The organism is Caballeronia sp. BR00000012568055, from assembly GCF_029439455.1.
Taxonomy (GTDB): Bacteria; Pseudomonadota; Gammaproteobacteria; order Burkholderiales; family Burkholderiaceae; genus Caballeronia.
This window is the reverse complement of the sequence record NZ_JAQFVG010000246.1, coordinates 1-25,967: the sequence shown is the minus strand read 5'-3', so window position 1 is coordinate 25,967 and position 25,967 is coordinate 1. Positions and strand designations below refer to the sequence as shown.

The 25,967-nt window shown below is 60.5% G+C and carries 25 protein-coding genes; 14 read left to right on the top strand and 11 right to left on the bottom strand.

Annotated features, from left to right (window positions below):
• A partial coding sequence (locus P7F28_RS12840; RefSeq protein WP_277184866.1) for a hypothetical protein occupies positions 1–193 on the top strand: 193 nt, incomplete at its 5' end.
• Positions 194–307: 114 nt separating this feature from the next.
• Here P7F28_RS12840 and P7F28_RS12835 read toward each other — a convergent pair.
• Complete coding sequence (locus tag P7F28_RS12835) at positions 308–1,594, bottom strand: SGNH/GDSL hydrolase family protein (RefSeq protein ID WP_277184865.1); 1,287 nt, start codon at positions 1,592–1,594, stop codon at positions 308–310.
• A gap of 155 nt (positions 1,595–1,749) precedes the next feature.
• Between P7F28_RS12835 and P7F28_RS12830 the strand changes: the two genes are divergently transcribed.
• Positions 1,750–2,904 carry a class I SAM-dependent methyltransferase gene (locus P7F28_RS12830; RefSeq protein ID WP_277184864.1) on the top strand — a complete coding sequence of 385 codons (1,155 nt, stop codon included), beginning with the start codon at positions 1,750–1,752 and terminating at the stop codon, positions 2,902–2,904.
• On the opposite strand, the gene P7F28_RS12825 is transcribed toward P7F28_RS12830, so the two are convergent.
• Positions 2,894–4,117: a TIGR03862 family flavoprotein gene (locus tag P7F28_RS12825; protein ID WP_277184863.1), complete on the bottom strand. Its 1,224-nt coding sequence runs from the start codon at positions 4,115–4,117 to the stop codon at positions 2,894–2,896. The genes P7F28_RS12830 and P7F28_RS12825 overlap by 11 nt on opposite strands.
• A gap of 187 nt (positions 4,118–4,304) precedes the next feature.
• On the opposite strand from P7F28_RS12825, the gene P7F28_RS12820 reads away from it, so the two are divergent.
• The 4 genes from P7F28_RS12820 to P7F28_RS12805 all read left to right on the top strand — a co-directional run bounded on the left by P7F28_RS12820 (position 4,305) and on the right by P7F28_RS12805 (position 8,149).
• On the top strand, positions 4,305–5,783 hold the full coding sequence (locus tag P7F28_RS12820; RefSeq protein WP_277184862.1) for an MFS transporter: 1,479 nt from the start codon (positions 4,305–4,307) through the stop codon (positions 5,781–5,783).
• An 81-nt stretch (positions 5,784–5,864) separates the two neighbouring features.
• Positions 5,865–6,665, top strand: coding sequence for a DUF1835 domain-containing protein (locus P7F28_RS12815; protein WP_277184861.1), 801 nt, complete (start codon positions 5,865–5,867; stop codon positions 6,663–6,665).
• Positions 6,666–6,690: 25 nt separating this feature from the next.
• Complete coding sequence (locus P7F28_RS12810) at positions 6,691–7,296, top strand: TetR/AcrR family transcriptional regulator (protein ID WP_277184860.1); 606 nt, start codon at positions 6,691–6,693, stop codon at positions 7,294–7,296.
• A 181-nt stretch (positions 7,297–7,477) separates the two neighbouring features.
• A complete protein-coding gene (locus P7F28_RS12805) occupies positions 7,478–8,149 on the top strand; it encodes a GNAT family N-acetyltransferase (protein WP_370467308.1) in 672 nt (223 codons plus the stop codon).
• Positions 8,150–8,193: 44 nt separating this feature from the next.
• On the opposite strand, the gene P7F28_RS12800 is transcribed toward P7F28_RS12805, so the two are convergent.
• A complete protein-coding gene (locus P7F28_RS12800) occupies positions 8,194–8,697 on the bottom strand; it encodes an Lrp/AsnC family transcriptional regulator (RefSeq protein ID WP_277184858.1) in 504 nt (167 codons plus the stop codon).
• A 145-nt stretch (positions 8,698–8,842) separates the two neighbouring features.
• Between P7F28_RS12800 and hppD the strand changes: the two genes are divergently transcribed.
• Complete coding sequence (gene hppD / locus P7F28_RS12795; RefSeq protein WP_277184857.1) at positions 8,843–9,946, top strand: 4-hydroxyphenylpyruvate dioxygenase; 1,104 nt, start codon at positions 8,843–8,845, stop codon at positions 9,944–9,946.
• 81 nt (positions 9,947–10,027) lie between these two features.
• On the opposite strand, the gene P7F28_RS12790 is transcribed toward hppD, so the two are convergent.
• Entirely contained in the window at positions 10,028–10,231 is a 204-nt protein-coding gene (locus P7F28_RS12790; protein ID WP_277184856.1) for a hypothetical protein, read from the bottom strand.
• A 349-nt stretch (positions 10,232–10,580) separates the two neighbouring features.
• Between P7F28_RS12790 and P7F28_RS12785 the strand changes: the two genes are divergently transcribed.
• Positions 10,581–14,156, top strand: a complete 3,576-nt coding sequence (locus tag P7F28_RS12785; RefSeq protein ID WP_277184855.1) for an indolepyruvate ferredoxin oxidoreductase family protein — start codon at positions 10,581–10,583, stop codon at positions 14,154–14,156.
• Between the two features lie 107 nt (positions 14,157–14,263).
• On the opposite strand, the gene P7F28_RS12780 is transcribed toward P7F28_RS12785, so the two are convergent.
• Positions 14,264–16,543 carry an NADP-dependent malic enzyme gene (locus P7F28_RS12780; RefSeq protein WP_277184854.1) on the bottom strand — a complete coding sequence of 760 codons (2,280 nt, stop codon included), beginning with the start codon at positions 16,541–16,543 and terminating at the stop codon, positions 14,264–14,266.
• 253 nt (positions 16,544–16,796) lie between these two features.
• Positions 16,797–17,972, bottom strand: coding sequence for an MFS transporter (locus P7F28_RS12775; RefSeq protein WP_277184853.1), 1,176 nt, complete (start codon positions 17,970–17,972; stop codon positions 16,797–16,799).
• A gap of 281 nt (positions 17,973–18,253) precedes the next feature.
• Here P7F28_RS12775 and P7F28_RS12770 point away from each other — a divergent pair, with 281 nt between their 5' ends.
• A complete protein-coding gene (locus tag P7F28_RS12770) occupies positions 18,254–18,940 on the top strand; it encodes an orotate phosphoribosyltransferase (RefSeq protein WP_277184852.1) in 687 nt (228 codons plus the stop codon).
• An 83-nt stretch (positions 18,941–19,023) separates the two neighbouring features.
• Here the strand turns inward: P7F28_RS12770 and P7F28_RS12765 are convergent, their stop codons facing one another.
• On the bottom strand, positions 19,024–19,737 hold the full coding sequence (locus P7F28_RS12765) for a response regulator (protein ID WP_277184851.1): 714 nt from the start codon (positions 19,735–19,737) through the stop codon (positions 19,024–19,026).
• A gap of 278 nt (positions 19,738–20,015) precedes the next feature.
• Between P7F28_RS12765 and P7F28_RS12760 the strand changes: the two genes are divergently transcribed.
• From P7F28_RS12760 to argC, 3 genes are all read left to right on the top strand, one after another.
• Positions 20,016–20,606: a YbhB/YbcL family Raf kinase inhibitor-like protein gene (locus P7F28_RS12760; RefSeq protein ID WP_277184850.1), complete on the top strand. Its 591-nt coding sequence runs from the start codon at positions 20,016–20,018 to the stop codon at positions 20,604–20,606.
• A 98-nt stretch (positions 20,607–20,704) separates the two neighbouring features.
• Positions 20,705–21,271, top strand: coding sequence for a flavodoxin family protein (locus P7F28_RS12755; RefSeq protein WP_277184849.1), 567 nt, complete (start codon positions 20,705–20,707; stop codon positions 21,269–21,271).
• Positions 21,272–21,363: 92 nt separating this feature from the next.
• Positions 21,364–22,317 carry an N-acetyl-gamma-glutamyl-phosphate reductase gene (gene argC / locus P7F28_RS12750; protein ID WP_277184848.1) on the top strand — a complete coding sequence of 318 codons (954 nt, stop codon included), beginning with the start codon at positions 21,364–21,366 and terminating at the stop codon, positions 22,315–22,317.
• A 205-nt stretch (positions 22,318–22,522) separates the two neighbouring features.
• Here argC and P7F28_RS12745 read toward each other — a convergent pair whose 3' ends face one another.
• The 3 genes from P7F28_RS12745 to P7F28_RS12735 all read right to left on the bottom strand — a co-directional run bounded on the left by P7F28_RS12745 (position 22,523) and on the right by P7F28_RS12735 (position 24,280).
• The gene (locus P7F28_RS12745) at positions 22,523–22,888 is read right to left on the bottom strand and encodes a response regulator (RefSeq protein WP_277184847.1); all 366 of its coding nucleotides are present in this window, start codon (positions 22,886–22,888) and stop codon (positions 22,523–22,525) included.
• A 7-nt stretch (positions 22,889–22,895) separates the two neighbouring features.
• Positions 22,896–23,327 carry a hypothetical protein gene (locus P7F28_RS12740; RefSeq protein WP_370467307.1) on the bottom strand — a complete coding sequence of 144 codons (432 nt, stop codon included), beginning with the start codon at positions 23,325–23,327 and terminating at the stop codon, positions 22,896–22,898.
• 74 nt (positions 23,328–23,401) lie between these two features.
• A complete protein-coding gene (locus tag P7F28_RS12735) occupies positions 23,402–24,280 on the bottom strand; it encodes an NAD(P)-dependent oxidoreductase (RefSeq protein WP_277184846.1) in 879 nt (292 codons plus the stop codon).
• An 86-nt stretch (positions 24,281–24,366) separates the two neighbouring features.
• Here P7F28_RS12735 and P7F28_RS12730 point away from each other — a divergent pair, with 86 nt between their 5' ends.
• Positions 24,367–25,125: a Mut7-C RNAse domain-containing protein gene (locus tag P7F28_RS12730; protein WP_277184845.1), complete on the top strand. Its 759-nt coding sequence runs from the start codon at positions 24,367–24,369 to the stop codon at positions 25,123–25,125.
• 49 nt (positions 25,126–25,174) lie between these two features.
• A complete protein-coding gene (locus P7F28_RS12725) occupies positions 25,175–25,444 on the top strand; it encodes a hypothetical protein (RefSeq protein ID WP_277184844.1) in 270 nt (89 codons plus the stop codon).
• Positions 25,445–25,762: 318 nt separating this feature from the next.
• Here P7F28_RS12725 and P7F28_RS12720 read toward each other — a convergent pair.
• The coding region (locus P7F28_RS12720) for a transposase (protein ID WP_277183261.1) at positions 25,763–25,967 on the bottom strand (205 nt) is incomplete at its 5' end.

Sequence of the window (25,967 nt, the reverse complement as noted above, 5' to 3'; positions counted from 1 at the left end):
GATCCAAAGACCGGCCGCACCCGCATCAAGCGCCCACACTTATCGACTGTTAGTTTTTAAAGAGCACACCGCAAAACCGAATTCACTACCCTTCCGTCTTGCGTCGCTGCATCAGCAGCAGAGAAACGAGATTATGAAGAATCTTTTTATCGTTGTCAACAGTATTTTTTGCTTTCGCTTCCAAATCTGCTGACTTTCGAGGCCGCCTGTTTCTCACCGGCAGCTTTCGTCTTGCGACGAGGGGCTGAATATTAGGCCAAGCAAACGCGAATGACAAGGCCATGACGCAACTTTTTTAATGGGCGCTTCATTTGCCCTGTTTCGGCGTTCCAAGAACCACGTCGATTGGCACTGCCGCGGCCATTGCGGCGTATCCGCCGTCGCTCGGGTGGATGTGGTCGCCACTGTCGAATCGGCGCTGCAGTGCGGTTGGGTGGGCTGGGTCGCGCAGAGCCTGATCGAAGTCGATCACGCCGTCGAACGCGTGGCTGGAGCGGATCGATTCGTTCACCGCCGTTCTGATTGCCTCGCGTTCGGGCGGCAGCGATGCCGGCGTCAATGTCGCGCCGTAGATCCGGATGCCGCGCTGATGCGCCTGCGCGATTAGTCGCTGATAGCCGCGCAGCAGTGCGTCCGCGTTGACTTGCGTGTGCGGCGCATCGCAGTCGAGGCCGGTGTGGGCGGGCATCGCGGCGAAATTGATATCGTTGATGCCGATCAGCACGATGATCGACCGCACGCCGGATTGCCGAAGCGCATCGCGCTCGAAGCGGCTGACGAGCGCTTCGCCGTAGCACGGCGAATTGCTGAGCAGGCGATTTCCGCTAATTCCCACGTTCACGACCGCCGCCTGCCCGCCGCTTTTCTCCGCGATCGCGCGTCCGAGCACATCCGGCCAGCGCCGATTCGCGTTCAGCGACGAACGCATGCCGTCGGTAATCGAATCGCCGATGGCGACCACGGTTTGCGCCGTCGGACTTTCGACCGATACGTTCGTCAGCCACGCGTACTGTGTGAATCGCGTGCGGAAGGCTGTTGCGGACGGATCGTCCGCATGATCGCCGGGCGTGGAAATGTAATTGACCTGATTCGAAACGCGATGCCACGCAACGAGTTTCTGCTCCTTGCCCATGAAACTGCTGATCACCAGCGGCTGAAACGGCGCAATATCGAATCCGATTGAATCGCTCGTGATCTGCGCGCCCGGCGCGACGGTCACGCTTTTGTGTCCATCGAACGTCACGGAGCGGGCGCTTCCCGCGCGAATCGCGGCGCTACTGCCAGAAACGCCGCGCGCCACGCTCATCGACTCGACGACGAGCCGTTCCGTCCCATATAGATTGCTGATTCGAAGCCGCATCTGCTTGCCTGCAAGCTGCGGATAGATAATCTGCCGAACCGTGCGGCCGCCGACTTCCGGCGCGCGATAAAGCGGCGGCAGTTCAGCCAGTTGCGGAATCGACTGCAATGCGGTGCCCCACGCGCTGACCCAACGCTCGTTATTGGCAGGTTCGGCCGCACGTGCAATCGGCGCGAAAGTGAACTGAGTGGCAAGCGCAGCCGCGCAAATCGCGGCGAAAACTCGGAGTTTCATGAGGCGACGGCGTTCGGACAAAGCGCTGATTGTGCCTGAATGTCATTGGCAAGCGCCGCTTGTGCGGCAGATGAGCCGCCGATGAAACCGCCCGCACGCCCGAATTGGCCTCAAAATGCACGCCATCGACTTTTTTGCCGGGCCTTCTAATACATATGCAATCGAAAAACACTCCGATCGACGCCAACACGCGACTCCACTGGGAGGAACACGGCGAAAGCCTGTCCGCTCGATGGCGCTCCGAAAGCGGCAATCAGCCGCCGAAGCGCGTCGTGATCGGCGACGATCAGATGACGGCCGATCACGCCTTCCACCTTGCGTCCGAAGGCACCGCGATTCTCTGGCGCGGCGACTTCCAGAACGCGCGGCAGTTGCTGCTCGCGGTGGCGCGCCGTATCGAAAAGAAGCCGCGCAAGAAGAAGGAAGGCGCGCCCGCTTCGCCGCTCGATGTGTTCAATCTTCATCGGCTTTCGCAGTCGCAACGCGCGCGCACGTTGGCGATGATCGTGCTCCCGCTCGACGCGCAATACGCAATTCCGCTACGCCGCGCGCCGGACGTGCGCGAGGCGTGCGAGGAAGCGTACGGGCCTGCCGATGAAGCGTCGGTGGTGTCGTTGCGCGAGGTGCTCGGGCTGGTCGGCGCGCACGAGTGGCGCAAGAACGGCGTCGAGGTGCGCGCGACGGGCGGGAAGATTCATCCGTACTACGGCGTGTTTTCCCCGGTTCGCGGCGAGTATGTCGATCTGGTGGCGAATCAGCCTTTGCCGTCGATGTCACTCGCGTTCGATGTCGGCACCGGCACGGGCGTGCTCGCGGCTGTGCTGGCGCGGCGCGGCGTCGAGCGCGTGATTGCAACCGATGTCGATCCGCGTGCCCTCGATTGCGCGCGCGAGAACATTCAGCGCCTCGGGCTGAGCAAGCAAATCGGTGTGATCGAGGCGAATCTGTTTCCCGAAGGCCGCGCGCCGCTCATCGTCTGCAATCCGCCGTGGCTGCCTGCACGACCGAGTTCGGCAATCGAACACGCGATCTACGATCCCGACAGCCGCATGCTGCGCGGCTTTCTCGATGGACTCAGCGCGCATCTGACGCCCGGCGGCGAAGGCTGGCTGATTCTGTCGGACTTCTCCGAGCATCTCGGTTTGCGCACGCGCGCACAACTTCAGGAATGGATCGATGCCGCCGGTCTAAAAGTGGATGGCCGGATCGATGTGAAGCCGCATCATCCGCGCGCGGCGGACAAGACCGATCCGCTGTACGCGGCGCGCTCGAAGGAAGTAACGTCGCTGTGGCGGCTGGTTACTGCTTAGCGAGCCACACCAGCGCGCCCTCGCCCGCGACGATTCCGCTGGCGAAGCACGCCGTCAGCAGATAACCGCCGGTCGGCGCTTCCCAGTCGAGCATTTCGCCCGCGCAGAACACGCCGGGCAGCGCGGTGAGCATCAGCTTCTCATCGAGTGATTCGAACGCGACGCCGCCCGCGCTGCTGATCACTTCGGCGATCGGGCGCGGGCGTCGCAGGCGCAGCGGCAAGGCTTTGATGCGCGCGGCGAGCGTATCGAGATCGGTGAAGGCTTCCTTGCTCAGGCATTCGCGCAGCAAGCCCGCTTTCACGCCAGTGATATGCAAACGGCTCTGCAAATGACTCGACAACGAACGCGCGCCACGCGGATGCAACACTTCTTCGCGCACGCGTTCAGCGGACAGTTGCGGCGCGAGATCCAGCAGAATCTCCGCGCCCGCCTCTCCACTCGCCGCAATCCGATCGCGAATCGGCGCGGACAGCGCGTAAATCAAACTACCTTCGATTCCGTGCTCGGTGATCAAACATTCGCCGACACGCCACCCATCGACGCCATTTGCGGAAATCGCCACGGATTTGAGCGGCTCGCCCGCAAAGCGCTCGCGAAAAAGCGGCGTCCAATCGACTTCGAAACCGCAATTCGATGGCTGGAACGGCGCGACGTCCACGCCGCGCGCTGCAATCTGAGCAACAGCGCGACCATCGGAACCAAGCTGCGGCCAGCTCGCGCCGCCGACGGCGAGAATCAGCGCGTCGTGTCGGATCAGCTTTTCGCCTTCGGGCGTCGCGAAGCGCGAAACGGAAACGCCATCGTCCGCCCAGCCCAGCCAGCGATGCCGCATATGCAGCCGCACACCCGCCCCGCGCAGCCGATGCAGCCAAGCCCTCAACATCGGCGCGGCTTTCATATCAGTGGGAAACACGCGGCCCGAGCTGCCGACGAACGTATCCACGCCAAGCCCGTGCACCCACGCGCGCAATGCATCGGCATCGAAACGATCGAGCAGCGGCGCGATATTCGCGCGACGCTCGCCGTAGCGCGCCCGAAACGCGTCGGCTGGTTCCGAATGCGTCAGATTCATGCCTCCTTTCCCCGCCATGAGGAACTTGCGCCCGACCGATGGCATCGCGTCGAACACGTCCACGCGCGCGCCGCCCGCCGCGAGCGCTTCGGCGGCCATCAACCCGGCCGGTCCGCCTCCGACAATCGCGACATTCATCGTTGCGGCACTTTCATCTGACGACATGCTTGAGAAATAAGGGAAGAAAAGAGGAACGCCATTGTCGCACCGCGCGGGAAGCGTCCGAACCGCGCACGGCATGTACAAATAGCAAAAAAGCATTTGGCCGACCGCGCGCCTGCCAGTACGATCGCGCGATTCTTTGCCTCAACAACTTTTTACGATCATGTCAGCTTCCCTCGCGCCCGACCTCGCCTCCAAACGGGCCGATGCCTCCGATTCCCGCCCCGTCATCCGCAGCGCCGCCGACGTCTCCAGCCTAGTCAATCGCGGCGCGGCCATTGGCAGCGATGCGCGCGTGGTCGTCGCGATCGCGCTCGGCGGCGTTTTCCTCGATGCCTACGATCTCGGCGCGCTCGCGTTCGGCGTCAAGGATATCGCCCGCGAATTCTCGCTGACGCCGACCGGAACCGGTTTCGTCGCATCGGCGATTACGTTCGGCGCGATCATCGGCGCGTTTCTCGGCGGCTATTTCACCGACAAAATTGGCCGATACCGCGTGTTCATGGCCGATATGTTCTTCTTCGTGATCGCGGCAATCGCTTGTGCGCTCGCGCCGAACGCGTGGGTGCTCGGCGGTGCGCGCTTCGTGATGGGCCTCGGCGTCGGTATCGATTTGCCGGTGGCGATGGCGTTTCTCGCGGAGTTTTCGCGTCTGCAAGGCCGTGGCAACAAAGCTGCGCGTGTCGCGATGTGGTGCCCGACGTGGTACGCGGCGATCAGCATCTCCTATTTGTTGGTGCTCGGTTTATACGCCGTTTTGCCCGCGCATCAGTCCGGTCTGCTGTGGCGGCTGATTCTCGGCTTCGGCGCGGTTCCGGCCATCGCGATCATCCTGGTTCGCAGCCGTTATATGAGCGAATCGCCGGTGTGGGCGGCGAATCAGGGCGATTTGAACGGTGCCGCCGAGATTCTCAAACGCTCCTACGGCATCGATGCACGCGTGGACGCCAAAGCGGCCGCGCCGAAAGCGCGCCGCGCATCGTGGAGCAATTACGGCGCGCTGCTGCGCGGTGTCTATCTGCGCCGCACGGTCCTGGCGACCGTGATCGCAATTGCATCGTCCTTTGCGTACAACGCGGTGGCGTTCGGCTTGCCGGTGATCATTTCCAGCTTCCTCGCGCAGTCCGTTCTCACGACGATTCTCGCGTCGCTCGCGCTCAATCTCTGCTTCGCGTTCGTCGGCGGGCTGATTTCGGTGCGGATCGTGCCGAAGTTCGGCGCGTGGAATCTGACCGTGATCGGCTACGCGTTCCAGTTGACGGCGCTCGTCGGCCTGGCGATCGTCGGAAAGCCGACGACAGCCCCGCAAGTCGCGTTCGCGCTTGGCTTGCTGGCCGCGTTCCTGCTCGGGCAAGGCATTGGGCCAGGATCGCACAGCATGACATTTGCGTCGCTGAGCTATCCGACATCGCTGCGCGGCGTGGGCGTCGGCTTCAATCAAACGCTGATGCGCGCCAGTTCCACGGTGTCGCTGTTCCTGTTCCCCGTGCTGTCGGCAGCGCTCGGCACGAAAGTTTTCTGGATTATCGCGATTGCGCCGTTCGTCGGGCTGACCGCGCTGTTCGCGATTCGCTGGGAACCGTCCGGTTACGACGTCGATGCAGAGGATTTCGCCGCGCCCCAAACCCGCGGAACCGTTTGAAAGCGCGCCGCGCCACAACCGGACACGCATCGATCGCTTAAACTTGGGCTGCCCTTCGACCCTTCTATGCAGCCCGTCAAGATGAACACGATTCACGTCGCGAATGGCGATTGCGCGGCTCAATCGCTTACGCAAGCACTGAAGCTCGCCGAGCGCGATGAGCGCGTGATCGCCTTGCGCGACGACCTGGCGGTCGGCCCGCTGCGCGATATCGACGATTCGTCGCCCGCGCGCGCCACGTTCTGGCGGCAAGTGCTGAACAGCGCGCAGGATTTCGAAGACGATCTCGACAATCAACTCGCGCTGTTCGGCCAACTCGCGCGCGGCGATGCGCAAATCGTGATCTGGCACGGACAAAGCGCCGCCGATCAACTGACACTGCGCCGCGTCGCCTATCACTTGCGCAACGCGCCGCAACGGCTGAACGAAGCCAGGCTCACGCATCTGGATTTATCGATTCCAGCGAACGATGCGCAACCGGAAAGCGTCACGCGTCCGGACGGCGCGACCTCCGTCGGCATGTTCTCGCCGAAGCAGCTACGCGAAAAACTGCGCACCGCCGCGCCGATTTCCGTGCTGCGCATCAGCCGTCTCGCGCTCGAATGGCAGGAAGCGAAGTACGCCAGCGCCGAAACGCGCCGCCTGCGCGACAACATGCTCGTGCCGTCCAACTGGCTCGATGTCGATGAAGCGCTGCTCGACGTCGCCAACGAGGAATGGCAGCCTTCGGCGAAAATCGTCGGCACGGCGATGACGCGGCGCTTCGATTTCCTGCTCAGCGACTCCGTCGGCTTCTGGCGATGCCGCGAACTCGTCACCGCCGGGCGGCTTAAAATACGCGGCACGCCGTCGGAGATCGCTCAAGCCGAATTGCGCCGCTAAACCAAAAAGAAACGCACTCTTCGACATGGCCCGTACCAAAGCGCCCGACCACGAAACTCAACGCGAACAGATTCTCGAACTCGCCGCCGCGAAATTCGCGCAGACGAGCTATCCGAGCACATCGATGTCGGATCTGGCCGCCGCGAGCGGCACCTCCAAAGCGCGGCTCTATCACTATTACGAGAGCAAGGAAGCGATCCTCTCCGACTTGCTCGACCGCTACACCAAGCGGCTGATGCTGATCATCGCGGAAGTGGAAGGCACGAGTCAGCGGCGCGGACTCGGCGAGCGCGAAGCCTTTGCGGCGCTCGTGCGGGCGTTTTTGACCGAGTACGAGACATCGCACAGCCGGCATGTCGCGCTGCTCAACGACGTGAAGTATCTGGAAGATGCGCAGCGCGAGATCGTGCTCGACCGTCAACGCGATATCGTCGCGGCGTTCACGCGGCAATTGGCGCGGGCGTACCCGAAGCGTGTCAGCCGCGAAAACCAGACCGCTCTCACGATGATGGTCTTCGGCATGATCAACTGGACGTTCACGTGGCTAAAGCCCGGCGGCAAGCTCGGCTACGGCGATTTTGCGGAACAAGTCGTCGATATGATCGAAAACGGTCTGGGGAACGCGGCGTGACGAAATTTTGCAGCGCAGCATTTCACGACGTTGCGTACACGCATCACGTTTAACTTATTGATAATAATAAACTTTAAACGTTTGCAGTAGCTATTTAGAACGCATCCTCAGCACGTTTTTAAGGGTTTTCCCGTACTCACTTCGTTGTGATCGAGTAAAATTCATTTTGCTATGCAGCATGATGAATAAGGAGGAAACCGTGGAACTAGTCATCAACCGCAACGCCGAGCAGATCGTCGCGCCGGACGCCGCGCGCTTGCCCGTGCTCGTCCGCGAGTTGTCTTCGGCGGATCGCGAGCGTCTGCTGACCCACTTCCTCGCACTCGATGAAGACGACCGCCTGCTGCGCTTCGGTCAGATCGTGCCGGATCACGTCATCGAGAATTACGTACGCAATCTCAACTTCACGAACGACGTCGTATTCGGCGTGTTCAACAGTTCGCTTCAATTGATCGGCGTCGGCCATCTGGCTTATCTGCAGGCTGAAGGCGATAAGCGCACTGCCGAGTTCGGTGTTTCCGTTTTGGAAAGTGCGCGCGGGCGCGGTATCGGCTCGAAGCTGTTCGAGCGCGCGGCCATGCGCAGCCGCAACACGCAGGTTTCCGTGCTCTATATGCACTGCCTGTCGCGCAACAAGACGATGATGCATATCGCCAGAAAGTCGGGCATGAAGATCGAATTCGCCTACGGCGAAGCTGACGCGTATCTCTCGCTCACGCCCGCCGATCAAACGAGTCTCATGGCGGAAATGCTTCAGGAGCAAGCCGCCGTGTTCGATTACGCCATCAAGCGTCAGGCGTTCAGCGCATCGCAGGTCTTTCGGGCGTTCATGCCTACTGCCAGCGCGGCTTAATATGCCGATTCAAACAAAGGGCGACTTCGGTCGCCCTTGTCGTTTCAGGCCAGCGGCAAAGCGGTCGTTTCCTTGATTCGCTCGAGCGAAAAACTCGACCGCACGTCAATGACCGATGGATGGTGCAGCAACTGGTCTTGCACGAAGCGCGAAAAGTGGTCCATGTCGCGCACTTGAACGCGCAGCAGAAAATCCATTTCGCCGGTCATCGCATCGCAGGCGACGACTTCGGGCCATGAACGCACGGCATCGCGGAAAAAATCGCCGTGTGTCGGCTGATTCGGCGTGCCGGCCGCCGCCTGCATGCCGCCGCGCTTTTCCAGTCGAACGTTGATATACGCCAGCAATCCGAGGCCGATTTTCTTGGCGTCGAGCAGCGCGACGTAACCGCGAATCACGCCCGCCTCTTCCAAACGTCGGATGCGCCGCAAACACGGACTCGGCGACAGATTCACGCGATCCGCGATCTCCTGATTCGATAGGCGACCGTTTTCCTGAAGAATCGCGAGGATGCGGCGATCGATCGTGTCGAGTTCCGGGTCGGCCATTTTCTGTCTCCATTACCGCCATGATTGGCAGCATCGTGCGCAATAGTAGAAAGCGGCGATTTGTTTCGCAAGAATTTATCGCGCGCGGTTCACTAAACTGTCTCCACGTCGCGCAATCGCGCCAGAACGATTTCAGGAGACACGCATGACCGCTTCCACTTGGGAAAATCCCGTCGGCACCGACGGCTTCGAGTTCATCGAATACACCGCGCCGGATCCGGTCGCGCTCGGCAAGCTGTTCGAGCAAATGGGATTCACGGCGATTGCGAAGCATCGGCATAAAGATGTGACGCTGTATCGGCAGGGCGAAATCAACTTTATTGTGAATGCGGAGCCGGATTCGTTCGCCCAGCGATTCGCGCGCATGCACGGCCCGTCGATTTGCGCCATCGCCTTCCGCGTCGCCGATGCCGCGCAAGCCTACAAACGCGCGCTCGACCTCGGCGCGTGGGGCTTCGACAATAAAACGGGTCCGATGGAATTGAACATTCCCGCGATCAAAGGCATCGGCGATTCGCTGATTTACTTCGTGGATCGCTGGCGTGGGAAGAATGGCGCGCAGCCGGGCAGCATCGGCGATATCAGCATTTACGACGTCGATTTCGAGCCGATTCCGGGCGCCGTGGCGAATCCGGCCGGACACGGGCTGACGTATATCGATCACCTGACGCACAACGTGCATCGCGGTCGGATGGTCGAATGGGCCGAGTTCTACGAGCGCCTCTTCAATTTCCGCGAAGTACGCTATTTCGATATCGAAGGGAAAGTGACAGCGGTGAAGTCGAAGGCGATGACGTCGCCGTGCGGCAAAATCCGCATTCCGATCAACGAGGAAGGTTCGGAAAACGCCGGACAGATTCAGGAATATCTCGACGCGTATCGCGGCGAAGGTATTCAGCACATCGCGCTCGGCGCGGGCGATATCTACCAAACCGTCGATGGCCTGCGTAGCGCGAAGATCGCGTTGCTCGATACCATCGACACGTACTACGAACTGGTGGATCGCCGCGTGCCGGGACATTGCGAGAACGTCGCGGAGCTGAAGAAGCGCAAGATTCTGATCGACGGAACGAAGGACGAAATCCTGCTGCAAATCTTCACTGAGAATCAAATCGGCCCGATCTTCTTCGAGATCATCCAGCGCAAGGGCAATCAGGGATTCGGCGAAGGCAATTTTAAGGCGCTGTTTGAATCGATCGAACTGGATCAAATGCGGCGCGGCGTGTTGAAGGACACATCGACAAGCTAAGCGCAGCGGACGCAAAAAAGGGACATGCAAGACATGTCCCTTTTTTCGTTTAAGCGCCCGTAGCCTGGCGCGCGGTAAGAATCAGACGGCTTTATCGTCCTCGTTATGTTCGGTGTTGCCGCGCTTTTGCGCGCTCGCCGGCACTGTCACGGCGCGCGTTTGCGCTACCGGATGAATCGACGATGCCCCGAACGACGACGCATCCGCCCGCGCGCCAACGGGCGCGTTGATAGCGAAAAAGGCCGCCGAGACCATCAGAAAATTGTGGATGTGGCGTTGTTTCATTTCTTTATCTCCTTCTAACTGCATGTGTACGGCTTGCTTTCGCGGCTTACGAGCGAGAATTCACTGACACAGAAAACCGCGAAGGCGCCATTTTAGACAGGAAATCGGTGAACAGTTCCGCAACCGTGTCAGATTTACACGCCGTAACAAAACTAACGCGAACCTCGTCAAAGCTTCACCGTTTTGACGCATTCAATCGGTAAGCACGCATTTTTTCAACGGGTTTGTCCCACTGTCTCGAAAGTCCGTGCATCCGCAAAATGGAAGTCCCGGCCTGAGCGTCCACAAGACGCGAGCGGCCCGAATCATGCTTTGGTGATCCCAAACCTCGGGTGGAGGAAGACACATAATGAACGCCCCGCTAGACGCAGAACAAAGAGCTTCGCTAGAAGCCGCGTTGAAATCCGTCACGCTAGACGACAAATACACGCTCGAACGCGGCCGCGCGTATATGAGCGGCATCCAGGCGCTGGTCCGCTTGCCGATGCTCCAGCAAGAGCGCGACAAAGCCGCCGGTCTCAATACCGCCGGTTTCATCTCCGGTTATCGCGGTTCTCCCCTCGGTGGTCTCGATCAGTCTTTGTGGAAGGCGAAGAAACATCTCGCCGCGCATCAGATCGTGTTCCAGCCAGGCGTGAACGAAGATCTCGCCGCCACCGCCGTGTGGGGTTCGCAACAAGTCAATCTGTACCCGAGCGCGAAACACGACGGCGTGTTTTCGATGTGGTACGGCAAAGGTCCCGGCGTAGACCGTTCGGGCGATGTCTTCAAGCACGGCAATTCCGCTGGCTCGGCCGCGCACGGCGGCGTTCTGGTGCTCGCGGGCGACGATCACGCCGCGAAGTCATCGACGCTGGCGCATCAGTCGGAGCACATTTTCAAGGCGTGCGGGCTGCCGGTGCTGTTTCCATCGAACGTGCAGGAATACTTGGATTTCGGCCTGCACGGCTGGGCGATGAGCCGCTATTCCGGCCTCTGGGTCGCGATGAAATGCGTGACCGACGTGGTGGAATCGTCAGCTTCGGTGGATATCGATCCGCATCGCACGAAGATCGTGATTCCGACCGATTTCGCGATGCCCGACGGCGGCCTGAATATCCGCTGGCCCGATCCGCCGCTCGTGCAGGAAGCGCGTCTGCTCGACTACAAGTGGTACGCCGCGCTCGCCTACGTGCGCGCAAACAAGCTCGACCGCGTGGAAATCGATTCGCCGCAAGCGCGCTTCGGCATCATGACCGGCGGCAAGGCATATCTCGACGTGCGTCAGGCGCTGACCGATCTCGGTCTCGACGATGCAACCTGCTCGCAGATCGGCATTCGTCTCTACAAAGTCGGCTGCGTGTGGCCGCTCGAAGCGCAAGGCGCGCACGAATTTGCGCGTGGCCTCGAGGAAATTCTGGTCGTCGAAGAAAAGCGCCAGATTCTCGAATACGCGATCAAGGAAGAGTTGTACAACTGGCCCGATGCGCAGCGCCCGCGCGTCTACGGCAAGTTCGATGAGAAAGACGGCGCAGGCGGCGAATGGTCTGTGCCGATGGGCAATTGGCTGCTGCCCGCGCATTACGAGTTGTCGCCGGCGATCATCGCCAAGGCAATCGCCACGCGTCTCGAAAAGTTCGATTTGCCCGCGGATGTCCGCGCGCGCATCGCCGCGCGCCTCGCGGTGATCGATGCGAAGGAAAAATCGCTCGCGCGCCCGCGCGTGGAAGCGGAGCGCAAGCCGTGGTTCTGCTCAGGCTGTCCGCACAACACATCGACGAACGTGCCGGAAGGCTCGCGCGCGATGGCGGGCATCGGCTGTCACTACATGACGGTGTGGATGGATCGCAGTACCAGCACGTTCAGCCAGATGGGCGGCGAAGGCGTCGCGTGGGTCGGCCAGGCGCCGTTTTCGAACGACAAACACGTTTTCGCCAATCTCGGTGACGGCACGTATTTCCACTCGGGGCTGCTCGCCATTCGCGCATCGATCGCGGCGAAGGTGAACATCACCTACAAGATTCTTTATAACGATGCGGTCGCCATGACCGGCGGCCAGCCCGTCGATGGCGTGCTGACCGTGCCGCAGATCACGCATCAGCTCGCGGCGGAAGGCGCAACGAAGATCGTCATCGTGACCGATCAGCCGGAGAAGTACGACGCGAGTGTGGGTTTAGCGCCGGGCATCGAAGTGCATCATCGCGATGAACTGGACGATATTCAGCGCCAACTGCGCGAAATCTCGGGCACGTCGATTCTGATCTACGACCAGACCTGCGCGACTGAGAAGCGTCGCCGTCGCAAACGCGGCGCGTTTCCCGATCCGGCCAAGCGTGTCGTCATCAACGAGGCGGTGTGCGAAGGTTGCGGTGATTGCTCGGTGAAGTCGAACTGTTTGTCGGTCGAGCCGTTGGAAACGGAATTCGGCACGAAGCGGCAGATCAATCAATCGACGTGCAACAAGGACTATTCGTGTGTGAACGGCTTCTGCCCGAGCTTCGTGACAATCGAAGGCGGTCAGTTGAAGAAGCCGAAGGCAACGAGCGTCGCCGAAGACACGATGCCGCCCGTGCCTACGCCCGAGCTTCCGGAAATCGCGCGGCCGTACGGCGTGCTGGTGACGGGCGTCGGCGGAACGGGCGTCGTGACGATCGGCGCGCTGCTCGGCATGGCGGCGCATCTGGAGCAGAAAGGCGTGACCGTGCTCGATGTCACCGGCCTCGCGCAGAAAGGCGGCGCTGTGATGAGCCACGTGCAGATCGCCAACCGGCCGGCGGATATCCATGCGACGCGTATCGCGATGGGCGAAGCGGATCTCGTGATCGGCTGCGATGCAATCGTCACGGCAAGCAATGAATGCGGATCGCGCATGCAGCCGGATCACACGCGCGCGGTTGTGAACAGCGCGCAAACGCCGACGGCGGAGTTCATCAAGAATCCGAACTGGAGCTTTCCGGGCGTGAGCGCCGAGGCGGATATCCGCGCGGCCGCTGGTCAGCACGTTGCCTTGGTCGATGCCAACCGCTTCGCCGTCGCGCTGATGGGCGATGCGATTTACACGAATCCGTTCGTGCTCGGCTTTGCGTGGCAGAAAGGCTGGGTTCCGTTGCGCCATGAATCGCTGACGCGCGCGATCGAACTGAATGCGGTGCAGGTCGAGAAGAATCTGGCGGCATTCGAATGGGGACGGCGCGCGGCGCACGATTTGGACGCGTTGAAGCGTATGACGCAGGGTGCTTCGGATGCCGCGCCCGCAAGCAAGGTAATTGCGTTGCATACGCCGAAAGCGCTCGATGCGTTGATCGACAAGCGGCTGGATTACCTGGCGAAGTATCAGAACACTGCTTACGCGGCGCGATATGGTCGATTGGTCGCGGAAGTGCGGGCCGCCGAAGCAACTGTTGGCGCGGGAGAGTATTTGCTTACCGAAGCCGTCGCGAAGAATCTGCATAAGCTGATGGCTTATAAGGACGAGTACGAAGTCGCGCGTCTTTATGCCGATCCGGCTTTCATCGAGAAAATTCGCGGCAGCTTCGAAGGCGATTGGAAGATCAAGATGCACCTCGCGCCGCCTTCGACATCAAAGAAGGATGCACACGGGCACTTGATCAAAAAGCAATACGGCCCGTGGATGATGTCCGCGATGCGCGTGTTGACGCGGTTCAAGTTCTTGCGCGGCACGGCGCTCGATCCGTTCGGGCGCACGGAAGAACGCAAGATGGAACGCGCGTTGATTGGCGAGTATGAGGCGCTGATGCGTGAGTTGATCGGCGGGCTATCGGCGCAGAAGATGTCGCTGGCTTTGGAACTCGCCAACTTGCCGGACGCGATGCGCGGGTATGGCCACGTCAAGGAAAACAACGTGAAGGCGGCGAAGGTTAAATGGGAGAAGCTGCTGGCGCGGTGGCGGAATAATGAGGGCGGAGAGAAGCGCGCCGTCGCGTAACTCGGCGTTATCTGAATTGAAACCTGCGCCTGCGTCAGGCATAAAGTGGCAAACAAAAACGGCGATCCGGTCACCCGGATCGCCGTTTTCACATCAGCAAAAGCTCGTTACTTAGCCTTCGCCACTCCAGCATTAGCCGAAGCCACCGCCGTCATATTAATAATCCGCCTTACAGTCGCAGCCGGCGTCAAAATATGCACAGGCTTAGCAGCCCCCAAAAGGAACGGCCCAACCGTCACGCCTTCCCCGCTCACCATCTTGAGCAAGTTGTACGTGATATTCGCCGCTTCCACATTCGGCATGATGAGCAAATTAGCCTCACCCGTAAGCGTCGTCCCCGGGAACGCAGCCTTACGCACGGTCTCGGACAAAGCCGCATCCCCATGCATCTCGCCATCGATTTCCAGATGCGGCGCACGCTCCGCGATCAACTTGCGCGCTTCCGCCATCCGCTTGCTCGACGCGCTCGGCACGCTGCCAAAGTTCGAGTTCGACACCAGTGCCACCTTCGGCTGAATGCCGAATCGTTCGATTTCGCGCGCGGCGAGAATCGTCATGTCGGCGAGTTGCTCGGGCGTCGGCGTTTCGTTGACGTAGGTATCGCTGATAAAGATATTGCGGCCCTGAAGCATCAGCAGATTCATCGCCGCAAAATTCTGCGCATCCGATGACTTGCCCAGCACCTGTTCGACAAACTTCAGGTGATCCTGATACGTATCGATCAAACCGCAGATCATGCCGTCCGCGTCGCCGGTATGCACGAGAATCGCACCGATCAGCGTGTTGAACTTGCGCAGCGCCGCCTTCGCGCTATCCGGCGTCACGCCCTGACGCGCGGCGATTTCGTGATACGCCTGCCAGCTCTTCTGATACCGCGAATCGTCTTCCGGATTCACGATTTCGAAGTCGGTGCCCGGCTTGAGCTTCGAGCCCATCTTCTGCAAACGCATCTCGACGACCGCCGGACGTCCGACGATGATCGGCTTGGCAATCTTCTCCATCAGCACGAACTGCGCGGCACGCAGCACGCGCTCGTCCTCGCCTTCCGCGAACACGATGCGCGCAGGCGCAGCCTTTGCCGCCGCGAACACCGGGCGCATCACCATGCCCGTGCGATACACCGTCGCGCCAAGCGTCTCGCGATACGCATCCATATCCTGGATCGGACGCGTCGCCACGCCCGAATCCATCGCGGCTTGCGCAACCGCCGGCGCGATCTTGATGATGAGACGCGGATCGAACGGCTTCGGAATCAGGTATTCCGGACCGAATTCCAGCGAATGACCTTCGTACGCCTTGGCGACTTCATCGCCCTGATCGGTTTCTTCGGCAAGTTCCGCAATCGCGCGCACGCACGCGAGCTTCATCTCTTCCGTGATGGTCGTCGCGCCCACATCCAGCGCGCCGCGGAAGATGAACGGGAAGCACAGCACGTTGTTCACCTGATTCGGATAATCCGAACGGCCCGTCGCGATGATCGCGTCCGGACGCACGCGCTTGGCTTCTTCCGGGCGGATTTCCGGTTCCGGATTCGCCAGCGCCAGAATCAGCGGCTTGTCGGCCATGGTCTGGACCATTTCCGCTTTCAGCACGCCCGCGCTCGAACAGCCGAGGAACACGTCGCAACCGTGCATCGCATCGGCGAGCGTGCGTGCGTCGGTCGTGGCCTGATAGCGTTCCTTCGATGCATCGAGGTTGCCGCGGCCTTCGTAGATCACGCCCTTCGAATCTGTCACCAGCGTGTTCGATTTCTTCAGGCCCAGATCGACCAGCAAATCCAGACACGCGATCGCCGCCGCGCCCGCGCCCGAGCAAACCAGCTTCACTTCGTCCAGCTTCTTGCCGACCACTTTCAGGCCGTTGAGAATCGCCGCCGAAGCGATGATCGCCGTGCCGTGTTGATCGTCATGGAAAACGGGAATCTTCATCCGCTCGCGCAGCTTCTTTTCGATATAGAAGCATTCCGGCGCCTTGATGTCTTCAAGGTTGATGCCGCCGAGCGTCGGTTCGAGCATCGCGATCGCATCGACCAATTTGTCCGGATCGGTTTCGTTCAACTCGATATCGAACACGTCGATGCCCGCGAACTTCTTGAACAGGCAGCCCTTGCCTTCCATCACCGGCTTGGCCGCGAGCGGGCCGATATTGCCGAGGCCGAGCACGGCCGTGCCATTCGTCACCACGCCGACGAGGTTCGCGCGCGAGGTGTACTTCTGCGCATCGAGCGGTTCTTCGTAGATCGCCATACACGCGGCGGCGACGCCGGGCGAATACGCGAGCGAGAGATCGAGCTGATTGGAAAGCGGCTTGGTCGGAGTGACCGAAATCTTGCCGGGACGCGGATTTTGGTGATACGCGAGAGCGCTTTGCTTGAGTTGTTCGTCCATGATTGACCTGATTATCCTGAGACCTTGGAAATTTTCTGAACAGGAGGTTCACACGCCGACGACCGCAGAACATTGAGTGCGGGTGTGATTCGATTGGCCAATGTCTTCAGTCGCTCGACGCGCCGGATAGACGCAGCGTTACGCTCGCCAAGGATGAAACAAACGTACGGAGCCTTAGTTATTTTTGGGACAAACAGTGTACACCCCGCGCATGGATTGGCGCGAAGCAGCATTGACGCGGGCTTGCGCGCACTTATTCCAGTTCCGCGCCGCGCTTCTCGGGGATAAGAAACAACGTCGCGAGCACATCGAGCAGATAGATCGATGCCAACAGCGCGAGCGCGATTGCAAAGGAATACTGCTGCGCCAGCGCGCCGACCACGACCGGCCCGAGTCCGCCTACCGCGCGGCCGATATTGAACAGCACGTTCTGCGCAGTCGCGCGCGCTTCGGTCGGATACAGCTCGGAGATCAGCGCGCCGTATCCGCCGATCATCCCGTTGACGAACACGCCCATCACCGCGCCGCCGATCAGAAGCGCGCCCGGACTTGTCAGATTCGAATAGACGAAGACCATCACGACCGCGCCAATCTGATAGAACAGAAACGCAGGCTTGCGCCCGAAGCGATCCGCCGCCACGCCGAACAGCCAGATGCCAAGCGCCATGCCGAGCACGGTCACTGCCGTCCACAAACCCGACTTCGTCAGCGAATAGCCGAACGTTTTCGAGAGATAACTCGGCAGCCAGATCATCAGCCCGTAGTAGCCGAAGTTCTGCACCGAGCAAAGCACGATCACGCCGATACTCACGCGGGCGTTTCGCGGTGTATCGAAGAGATTTCGCAGCGGCAGTTTCTTTTTCGGCGTGGCTTTTCGTTCGATGAACATCGCGGGTTCATCGACATGTCGGCGCACGACGAAGGACACCAGCGCCGGCAGCAAGCCGACCGCGAACATGCCGCGCCAGCCGATCATCGGCAGCAGCAGCGGCGTTAGCAGCGCGGCGGCCAATACGCCAAGCTGCCAACCCAGTCCGACGTACGATGAAACGCGCGCGCGCATATGCGCCGGCCACGCCTCCGCCACCAGCGCCATGCCGATACCGAACTCCCCGCCCAGCCCGATTCCCGCGATCGTGCGATAGATCAGCAAATCGTCATAGCCGCGCGACAACGCGCACAAGCCGGTGAACACGGCAAACAGCAGAATCGTCCAGGTGAGCATGCGCACGCGGCCGAAGTAATCCGACAACACGCCGAACACCACGCCGCCCGCGACCGCGCCGCCGAGCGTCCACGTTACGAGCGATCCGGCTTGCGCCGGCGTCAGATGCAGATCGGCAGCGATGGCGGGAAGCATGAACCCGAGGATCAGCAGATCGAAGCCGTCCATCGCGTAGCCAAGAATAGACGCGACGAGCGCTTGCATCGGACGATGTTTGGGAAGGGAGGAAGCGGGCGTCATAAGTAAGCGGCGAAAAGTGCCGCGAGTATGCGCGCCTGCTGCCGCCAAAGACAACCTGACCAAAAGTCATAGGCTCATCGCGCATTTCGCAACAGTAGCGAAGTCAAGTAAAATAGCGTTCTACGCGCGCAGCAAACGCATCGAACGTCGTTGTAATCGGCCCGTTCTGCGTCGAACCTGCGCCAAAGGCCCGCGCGGCCGCCTCCCGCTTCTGAAGCGCCACCATCAAGTCCAAGGATTCGCCCATGACAGGCTTCGATCGCCAGACGATCTCCGACACCACCGCGAAAATGCTGCTCGAAGTTCAAGCGGTGCACTTCAACGCCGAGAAGCCGTACATCTTCACGTCCGGTTGGGCAAGCCCGGTTTATATCGACTGCCGCAAGCTGATTTCGTATCCGCGCGTGCGTCGCGGCCTGATGGAAATGGCCGAAGCCACCATCCTGCGCGACGTCGGCTATGAACAGATCGATGCCGTCGCCGGTGGCGAAACGGCGGGCATTCCGTTCGCGGCGTGGGTCGCCGACCGTCTGATGGTGCCGATGCAATACGTGCGCAAGAAGCCGAAGGGTTTCGGCCGCAACGCGCAGATCGAAGGTCTGCTGACCGAAGGCCAGCGCGTGCTGCTGGTGGAAGATCTGACCACGGACAGCCGCAGCAAGATCAACTTCATCAACGCGCTGCGTACGGCGGGCGCGAAGGTGAACGACTGCTTCGTGCTGTTCCACTACAACATCTTCAAGGAAAGCGTGTCCGTACTGAAGGACATCGACGTGAACCTGCACGCGCTCGCCACGTGGTGGGACGTGTTGCGCGTCGCGAAGGAACAGGGCTATTTCGAAACGAAAACGCTCGATGAAGTCGAGAAATTCCTGCACGCGCCGGCGGAATGGTCGGCTGCGCACGGTGGCGCGACTTCAGCGCCGCAATAAGCATCGAATGCTCAAAAGCCGTAAAAATGAAAAAGCCGCTGATGAGTCAGCGGCTTTTTTTCATTTCGCCCGGAATTATTCGATTAAACCGAATCCGGATTCGAAACCGGTGTATCTTCCAGCGAACCATCGCCCGAATAGGCAGATAAATTCATTAATCCGTTGCTTTGGGCATATTGAAATAGCTCGGAATCCCGTTCGATACCGAGTTTTCGCATTGCCGTGTTCTTTTGCGTGCTGATCGTTTTGATACTGCGCCGCAATTGAGCAGCGATTTCGGTAATCGTCATTCCCGACACGAACAGGCGCACGACTTCCAGTTCACGCTTGGAGAGAATCACGCTGCGCTGTTGTCCACTCGAACCCATGCCCATGCTGTCGAGCGCCGCCTTCACCGATGGCCCGAGATATTCCTGACCGCGCATGACGTGCTGAATGGCCCAGCCGATATGGTTCATGTCGTCGGCTTTGTTGATGATCGACATGACGCCGACTTCCCGCAGACGCTTGAGCAGCGCGGGATTTTCGAGCATGGTCAGCACCACGAGCTTCAAACGCGGAAACTGCCGCCCGATGTAGCCGAGCAGCGGCATGCCGTCGCCGTAAGCGCCGCCGGGCATGGCGAGATCCGTTACGAGGACGTCACACGGCCCTTTTTGCAGCAACTGAACGAGTTCGGTCGATTGGCGCGCCTGTCCGATAACATCGACTTCCGGAAATTTGTTAAGCGCTTGCGTGGCGCCGAACAAAATAACGGGGTGATCGTCTGCGATGATGACCTTTATTCGCTGGCTCATTTACTTCACCTCTATTCTGGTTCGATTGAATGCCCTGCGAATCAACGTCAGATTGCTCATGTTCTGAAAGAAATTCGTGCGATTTCGTCGCTGTGTCGGCGTGTGCTTCGAACCGCGTGAAAAACCGCTATAGGTTTAGTCTCAAGGATCAAGCTTTTAATGCTTTGTTGCAATGTTAAACTGCAACTTCGTACGAAGCGCATCCCTGAGACAAAAAACATCGTTGCAGTCCGCGAAACACTGATATTCGCGCGACGCTACTGACAGGAGTCAGCCACATGCGCCTCGCATGTCGAATCGTGGGTTCGGTTTATCGACTTGTTTTCGTGTTCGTTTCAATCGGTGCGCTCACGCTTCTTATCGTTTCGCACGATGCAACCGCCGACCCGGCGTTCACGCTGTCCAGCCCCGATCTCGTTCCCGGCAAGCCCGTCAGCCGCGACCTGCTTTTCGACGACTCCGAATGCAAAGGTGGCAATCACTCGCCGCAACTGTCCTGGCGCGGCGCGCCCGCCGAGACGAAAAGCTACGGCGTAACCATCGTCGATCCGGATGCGCCGGGGCGCGGTTGGTATCACTGGGCGATCGCCGGCATTCCCGCCGGCGTGACGCATCTGCCGGCAAACGCGAGCGCATCGGGCGCGTTGGGAAAGCTGGGCGCGGTTCAGGCTCGCAACGACTGGGGCACCGATGGCTACGGCGGCCCGTGCCCGCCGCCCGGCAAACCGCATCGATATGTCATCACAGTCTACGCGCTCGGCAGCGATGACCTTCGCCTGCGCCAAGGCACGCCAGCGCTGATGTTCGATCACGAAATCCGCACGATGGCGCTCGCCACGGCGCAACTCACGTTCGAGTACGGCCGATAGTCGTCCGAGCGTGCGCTTGCGCCGATAACCGGCAAATTGGCTTTGCTAGACTCGTCTGCATCGACGACGCCGTCCGGCGCGCGCGGCCAAAGGAAATCATGCCGAATATCCTGATCGTGTATCACAGCGGCTACGGTCACACGAAGAAAGTCGCGGAGGCGGTGCTCGCGGGCGCAAACGAAGCCGGCGCGAGCGCGAAACTGCTGGCCGTCGGCGATATCGACGACAACGCCTGGACCGAACTCGACGCCGCCGACGCCATTATTTTCGGCGCGCCGACCTACATGGGCGGCCCATCCGCCGACTTCAAGAAATTTGCCGATGCTAGTTCCAAACCGTGGCTCGCGCAAAAGTGGAAAGACAAGATCGCCGCCGGTTTCACCAACTCCGCGCACATGAACGGCGACAAATTTCTGACGATCTCCTATTTCGTCACGCTGGCCATGCAGCACGGCATGGTTTGGGTTGGCGCGGGCATCATGCCGTCGAACACCAAGGCGGCGACGCGCAACGACCTGAACTTCGTCGGCGGATTCACGGGTTTGCTGACGCAATCGCCTGCGGATGCGTCGCCGGAAGAAGCGCCGCCTCCGGGAGATCTGGAAACCGCGAAGGCGTTCGGCGCGCGTGTTGCGGCAGTCACAACGCGTTGGGCCGGAAAATAACGCCGTACATCATCGCGTCTCGAAATCGCACTAAAATGTGCAGTTCTGCGGCAAGCGCACGCGCGCGCCGGCAACGAACCAGCGAGATCGAGATGACCACGAAAGTATTTGTCGACGGACAGGAAGGCACCACCGGCCTGAAGATTTTCGAATATCTGTCGCAGCGCCGTGACATCGAGGTGTTGCGTATCGACGATGCAAAGCGCAAGGACGTCGAAGAACGCCGCCGCCTGATCAACGCGTCGGACGTCACGTTCCTGTGTCTGCCGGATGTGGCGTCGCGCGAATCCGTGTCGCTGGTCGCGCCGGACAACCACAACACGGTGATAATCGACGCCAGCACGGCGTTCCGTACGCAGGACGACTGGGCGTACGGTCTGCCGGAACTGACGAAAGCGCAGCGCGAGCGTCTGCGCACGGCCAAGCGCATCGCGGTGCCGGGATGCCATGCATCGGCATTCGTGCTGTCGGTGCAGCCGCTGGTTGCGGGCGGCATCCTTTCCGCCGATTTCGAAGCCCACGCGTACTCCATCACCGGCTACAGCGGCGGCGGCAAAAAGATGATCGCCGATTACGAAGCGGGCGGCGACGCGCGTCTGATGGGCCCGCGCGCCTACGCGCTGGGTCTGACGCACAAGCATCTGCCGGAAATGTCGGTGCGCACGGGCCTGAAGCGCGCGCCGATTTTCACGCCGATCGTCGGACCGTTCCTGAAGGGTCTGGCCGTGACGACGTATTTCTCGCCGGATCAGCTCGCCCGCCGCGCGAAACCGCAAGACGTGCGCGACACGCTCGCCGAGTATTACGCGAACGAGCCGTTTATCCGTGTGATGCCTTTCGATGCCGCCGACAACCTCGATGACGGCTTCTTCGACGTACAAGCGTGCAACGACACCAATCGCGTCGATATTTTCGTGTTTGGGAATGACGAGCGCTTCGTGACCGTCGCGCGGCTGGACAATCTGGGCAAGGGCGCATCGGGCGCGGCGATTCAGTGTATGAATCTGGCCATCGGCGCGGACGAGGAAGCGGGTTTGGCGCGCTGATCGTTTTTTAGCGCTTCAGTCGAAAAAAGCCGGTTCGCTTGATTGCGGATCGGCTTTTTGCATTTTCGCGGTCTAAAGACGAAAAAAAGCCCGCCTAGGTTGGCGGGCTGAATCCATATCAGTGGAGACATGGAGGAGACAGAAGTAACTATACAGATAGTTTTGGTGCGTTGCAACAACCGGTATACCAATTCGATGAAACGCTCTAAGGCTGCGTCATCGACAGGATGAAATCGAGTTGGTCCGCGGAGATCGGTTTGACGAGATGCACGTCGAAACGAGCGGCTTGCGTCATTTCGCGGTGTTGGGGCTGGCCCCAACCGGTCAGCGCGACGAGCAGCATCGCGTAGCCGTTCGGGAGGGCGCGCAGTGAACGCGCGGCGGCGAGGCCCTCGACGACTGGCGTGCCGAGATCGACGATCACAACGTCCGGCGCGAATTGCTGCGCGACTTCGGCAGCCTGCGCACCGCCCGCAGCGAATGCCACCTCGTGCCCCATTTCGTTCAGCAGATTGGCGAGACCGGCGAGTGCATCGCCGTTGTCATCGGCAATCAGGATCCGCTTGCTCACGATGCCCTCACCGCGATCCGAATATCTCAAGTTTCAGTTTGTTGTCGCCCGCCTGCGACGCCGTGATTTCCGTACGTGCACCGCGCGCGCCCATATAAAAGTGCTGACGCGCCGCCGAGTTCTGATCGTGCGTCGCGTCGGGCAGACACGCCGCGATATCCGCCGCGACGCCCTGCAACGCGTCCGCGCTCGACCGGCCGCGCGGCGTCCACGAACAAACGTAATTATTTTGCGATGCGACGCATTCCGCGTCATCGCCATAAACGAGCGCGATGGGCCGTCCATCCAGCGCACTCAGCGACGAAAAATTCGGCGCCACCGATACGATCCGCTTGAGCGCCCGGCACGGGCTGGGCGTGTCATCGGCTTGCGCGGACGCAGCGGCCAACATCCCGCCGACCACCGCACCAAGCATCAGACTTCGACCGATCGAAACCATGTGCGCCTCCCCGCTTTTCTTCCTGCGAAGCAAACAGCACGCCCGTTCATGCAGACGATTCGCCATCGCAATTCTCACGATTGTTGTCCCGCGCGCCGCGCCGCCACGCGTCCGAGCACTGCGAAATCCTTCTCGCCGTCGCCGTGCGCGAGTGCATCGACGAGGTTGTCGCGGACTACGCTTGCGAGCGGAAGCGGCACGTTCACCGCATCGCCCGCAGCGATGGCGAGGCGCACGTCCTTGAGGCCGAGGCGCGCCTTGAACATTGCCGGTTCGTAGCGCGCATCGGCGATCATTTTCCCGTAGCCCGCATACACCGGACCGGGGAAGAGAGAATGGGTAATTACGTCGAGCAGCGTCTGCGCGGGCATGCCGTGGCCGCTGACCAGCGCCGCCGCTTCGCCAAAACTTTCGATTGCCGATGCCAGCATGAAATTCGCCGCGAGCTTGAGCACATTCGCGTGCTGCGGTTCCTGTCCGACGCGCCAGGTTTTCTGGCCGAGCACATCGAACACGGGTTGCACGCGATCGATATCCGCATCCGCGCCCGCCGCGAGAATATTCAGCTTGCCCGCCGCCGCGACATCCGGCCGGCCGAGCACCGGCGCGGCGACGTACGCCACGCCATGCTGCTTATGCAATTCGGCCAGTTCGATCGCCAGCGCCGCGGAAATCGTCGCCATGTTGACGTGAACCAGACCCTTCGGCGCCTGCTTGAGCAAGCCGCCATCGACAAGAACGGAGCGCAGCGCGTGGTCATCGGCGAGCATGGAAAACGCGGCATCGCCGGAGAAGGCTTGTTCCGGCGTATCCACCACCGATGCGCCCTGATCCGCCAGCGCGCGCGTTTTATCGCGTGAACGGTTCCAGACGCGCACCATGTGACCGGCTTTGAGCGCGTTGACTGCCATTGCGCTGCCCATTTCGCCCAAGCCGATAAATCCGATATCCATGCCCATGCTCCGTAACGTGTTTTCGGCCGCCAGTAGAGCATATCGACCGGCAGCGCGCAGAACCCGCCGATGCCATACTTGGCCGTATGGTCCAGGCGCGCTTTCACTTTCATCGGGAATTGAACGACTTTATTGCGCGGGCGCAGCGCGGGCAGACGTTCGCGTGTGCGTGCCCGAAAGCGTCGTCGGCGAAACATATGATCGAGGCGCTGGGCGTGCCGCATACGGAAGTCGAGCTGATCGTGCGCAACGGGCATCCGGCGGGCTTCGATGCGCAGATCGGCGTGAATGATTTGCTCGATATTTACCCGGCGCGGCACGTCCCGCGCGGAATGGAGCACGGCGCGTTGCTGCTGCGTCCGCCATTGCGTATCGACGCATTGCGTTTTATCGCCGATGCGCATCTCGGCGGACTTGCGCAAATCCTGCGGCTCGCGGGTTTCGACACGCGCTACGACAACAACTTCCCTGACGATGAAATCGAGCGCCTCGCGAATGAAGAATCGCGCATCGTGCTCACGCGCGATCGTGAGTTGCTCAAGCGCCGCACGGTGCTGCATGGCTGCTACGTGCGCGCGCTGCAACCGGACGCGCAGTTTCGCGAAGTCGCGGATCGGCTGGGACTTGCGCCGCATATGCACGCATTTCGCCTATGTTTGATGTGCAACGCGCCGCTTCGACGCACCACGCTCGATGAAGTCGGCGACCGCGTGCCCGAAGGCGTGCGCGAGCGGCACACGCGCTTCGTCACCTGCGATGTCTGTCGTCGCGTGTTCTGGGAAGGCTCCCATTGGCGACGCATGCGCGAACGCATCGATGCGCTGACGCTGGCGAGCCGGGCGTGAGCTTTACAATACAGCCCTCGATCATCAAAACGCTGCAACGGAGCATCGCGTGAACAAATTTCAGTTGGAACAAACCAAGGCCTTCAAACTCGCCAATGATTTGAAGCAAGGCGGCAAAGGCCGCGCGGGCGCGACGGAGCCGGCGAAGGTGGATCGGCGTGAGCAGCGCAAGCTGGATCAGGCCAAAGGGCTGGTGCCGTTCGCGTGCAAGCTGGATGAGAAGCTCGTTCAGCAACTTAAGGCGCAAGCTGATGCGCATGAAGGCGGGATGACGGAAGTGCTGGCGGAGTTGCTGGTTAAGGCAGGGTTGGAGCGGTAAAGATCTGAGTGGTATTCCGACGGCGTCGCCCCGAAATAGGTTTGGGGCGCTTTCGTGGAGATCGCTGCCCGCGCACATAAGCGACGCCGAACGCGTTCGAAATCATCTCGCGTCTTTCTGACACTGACATTGAGGTGATCGGAGTCACGTTAGATCCAGGCCACAAGACGTAACCCATAAGAATCAGCGATGCGATTGAAGCTTCAGTAATCAGTTGATCGTGTTGTCGCAGACGCGTTTCTATTGGCGCTTTCACGTGAGCGGGCGCCGTCGAAGGACCTGTCAGAAATCTTGTGTGCTGAGGTCGGTAAAAAAATCTCAGCTGATGGCGCAGGTGAAGCGCTCGCCGAAGAGAATGGCGAACTGATTGGCTGCTTGCCGCCAAGTGATAGGCGGCATCTTCCAGTCCTTCTCGATGTTGCGCAAGGCCAGATAGAGTAATTTGCTGGCGGCGTCGTCGCTGGGGAAGTGGCCGCGGTTCTTGACGATCTTGCGCAGTTGCATGTGCATGCTTTCGATGGCG

Excerpts from the sequence above, each read along its gene's own strand:
- P7F28_RS12835 (WP_277184865.1), bottom strand. The coding sequence starts at position 1,594 with ATGAAACTCCGAGTTTTCGCCGCGATTTGCGCGGCTGCGCTTGCCACT.
- P7F28_RS12830 (WP_277184864.1), top strand. The coding sequence starts at position 1,750 with ATGCAATCGAAAAACACTCCGATCGACGCCAACACGCGACTCCACTGG.
- P7F28_RS12825 (WP_277184863.1), bottom strand. The coding sequence starts at position 4,117 with ATGAATGTCGCGATTGTCGGAGGCGGACCGGCCGGGTTGATGGCCGCC.
- P7F28_RS12820 (WP_277184862.1), top strand. The coding sequence starts at position 4,305 with ATGTCAGCTTCCCTCGCGCCCGACCTCGCCTCCAAACGGGCCGATGCC.
- P7F28_RS12815 (WP_277184861.1), top strand. The coding sequence starts at position 5,865 with ATGAACACGATTCACGTCGCGAATGGCGATTGCGCGGCTCAATCGCTT.
- P7F28_RS12810 (WP_277184860.1), top strand. The coding sequence starts at position 6,691 with ATGGCCCGTACCAAAGCGCCCGACCACGAAACTCAACGCGAACAGATT.
- P7F28_RS12805 (WP_370467308.1), top strand. The coding sequence starts at position 7,478 with ATGAATAAGGAGGAAACCGTGGAACTAGTCATCAACCGCAACGCCGAG.
- P7F28_RS12800 (WP_277184858.1), bottom strand. The coding sequence starts at position 8,697 with ATGGCCGACCCGGAACTCGACACGATCGATCGCCGCATCCTCGCGATT.
- hppD (WP_277184857.1), top strand. The coding sequence starts at position 8,843 with ATGACCGCTTCCACTTGGGAAAATCCCGTCGGCACCGACGGCTTCGAG.
- P7F28_RS12790 (WP_277184856.1), bottom strand. The coding sequence starts at position 10,231 with ATGAAACAACGCCACATCCACAATTTTCTGATGGTCTCGGCGGCCTTT.
- P7F28_RS12785 (WP_277184855.1), top strand. The coding sequence starts at position 10,581 with ATGAACGCCCCGCTAGACGCAGAACAAAGAGCTTCGCTAGAAGCCGCG.
- P7F28_RS12780 (WP_277184854.1), bottom strand. The coding sequence starts at position 16,543 with ATGGACGAACAACTCAAGCAAAGCGCTCTCGCGTATCACCAAAATCCG.
- P7F28_RS12775 (WP_277184853.1), bottom strand. The coding sequence starts at position 17,972 with ATGCAAGCGCTCGTCGCGTCTATTCTTGGCTACGCGATGGACGGCTTC.
- P7F28_RS12770 (WP_277184852.1), top strand. The coding sequence starts at position 18,254 with ATGACAGGCTTCGATCGCCAGACGATCTCCGACACCACCGCGAAAATG.
- P7F28_RS12765 (WP_277184851.1), bottom strand. The coding sequence starts at position 19,737 with ATGAGCCAGCGAATAAAGGTCATCATCGCAGACGATCACCCCGTTATT.
- P7F28_RS12760 (WP_277184850.1), top strand. The coding sequence starts at position 20,016 with ATGCGCCTCGCATGTCGAATCGTGGGTTCGGTTTATCGACTTGTTTTC.
- P7F28_RS12755 (WP_277184849.1), top strand. The coding sequence starts at position 20,705 with ATGCCGAATATCCTGATCGTGTATCACAGCGGCTACGGTCACACGAAG.
- argC (WP_277184848.1), top strand. The coding sequence starts at position 21,364 with ATGACCACGAAAGTATTTGTCGACGGACAGGAAGGCACCACCGGCCTG.
- P7F28_RS12740 (WP_370467307.1), bottom strand. The coding sequence starts at position 23,327 with ATGGTTTCGATCGGTCGAAGTCTGATGCTTGGTGCGGTGGTCGGCGGG.
- P7F28_RS12735 (WP_277184846.1), bottom strand. The coding sequence starts at position 24,280 with ATGGATATCGGATTTATCGGCTTGGGCGAAATGGGCAGCGCAATGGCA.
- P7F28_RS12730 (WP_277184845.1), top strand. The coding sequence starts at position 24,367 with ATGGTCCAGGCGCGCTTTCACTTTCATCGGGAATTGAACGACTTTATT.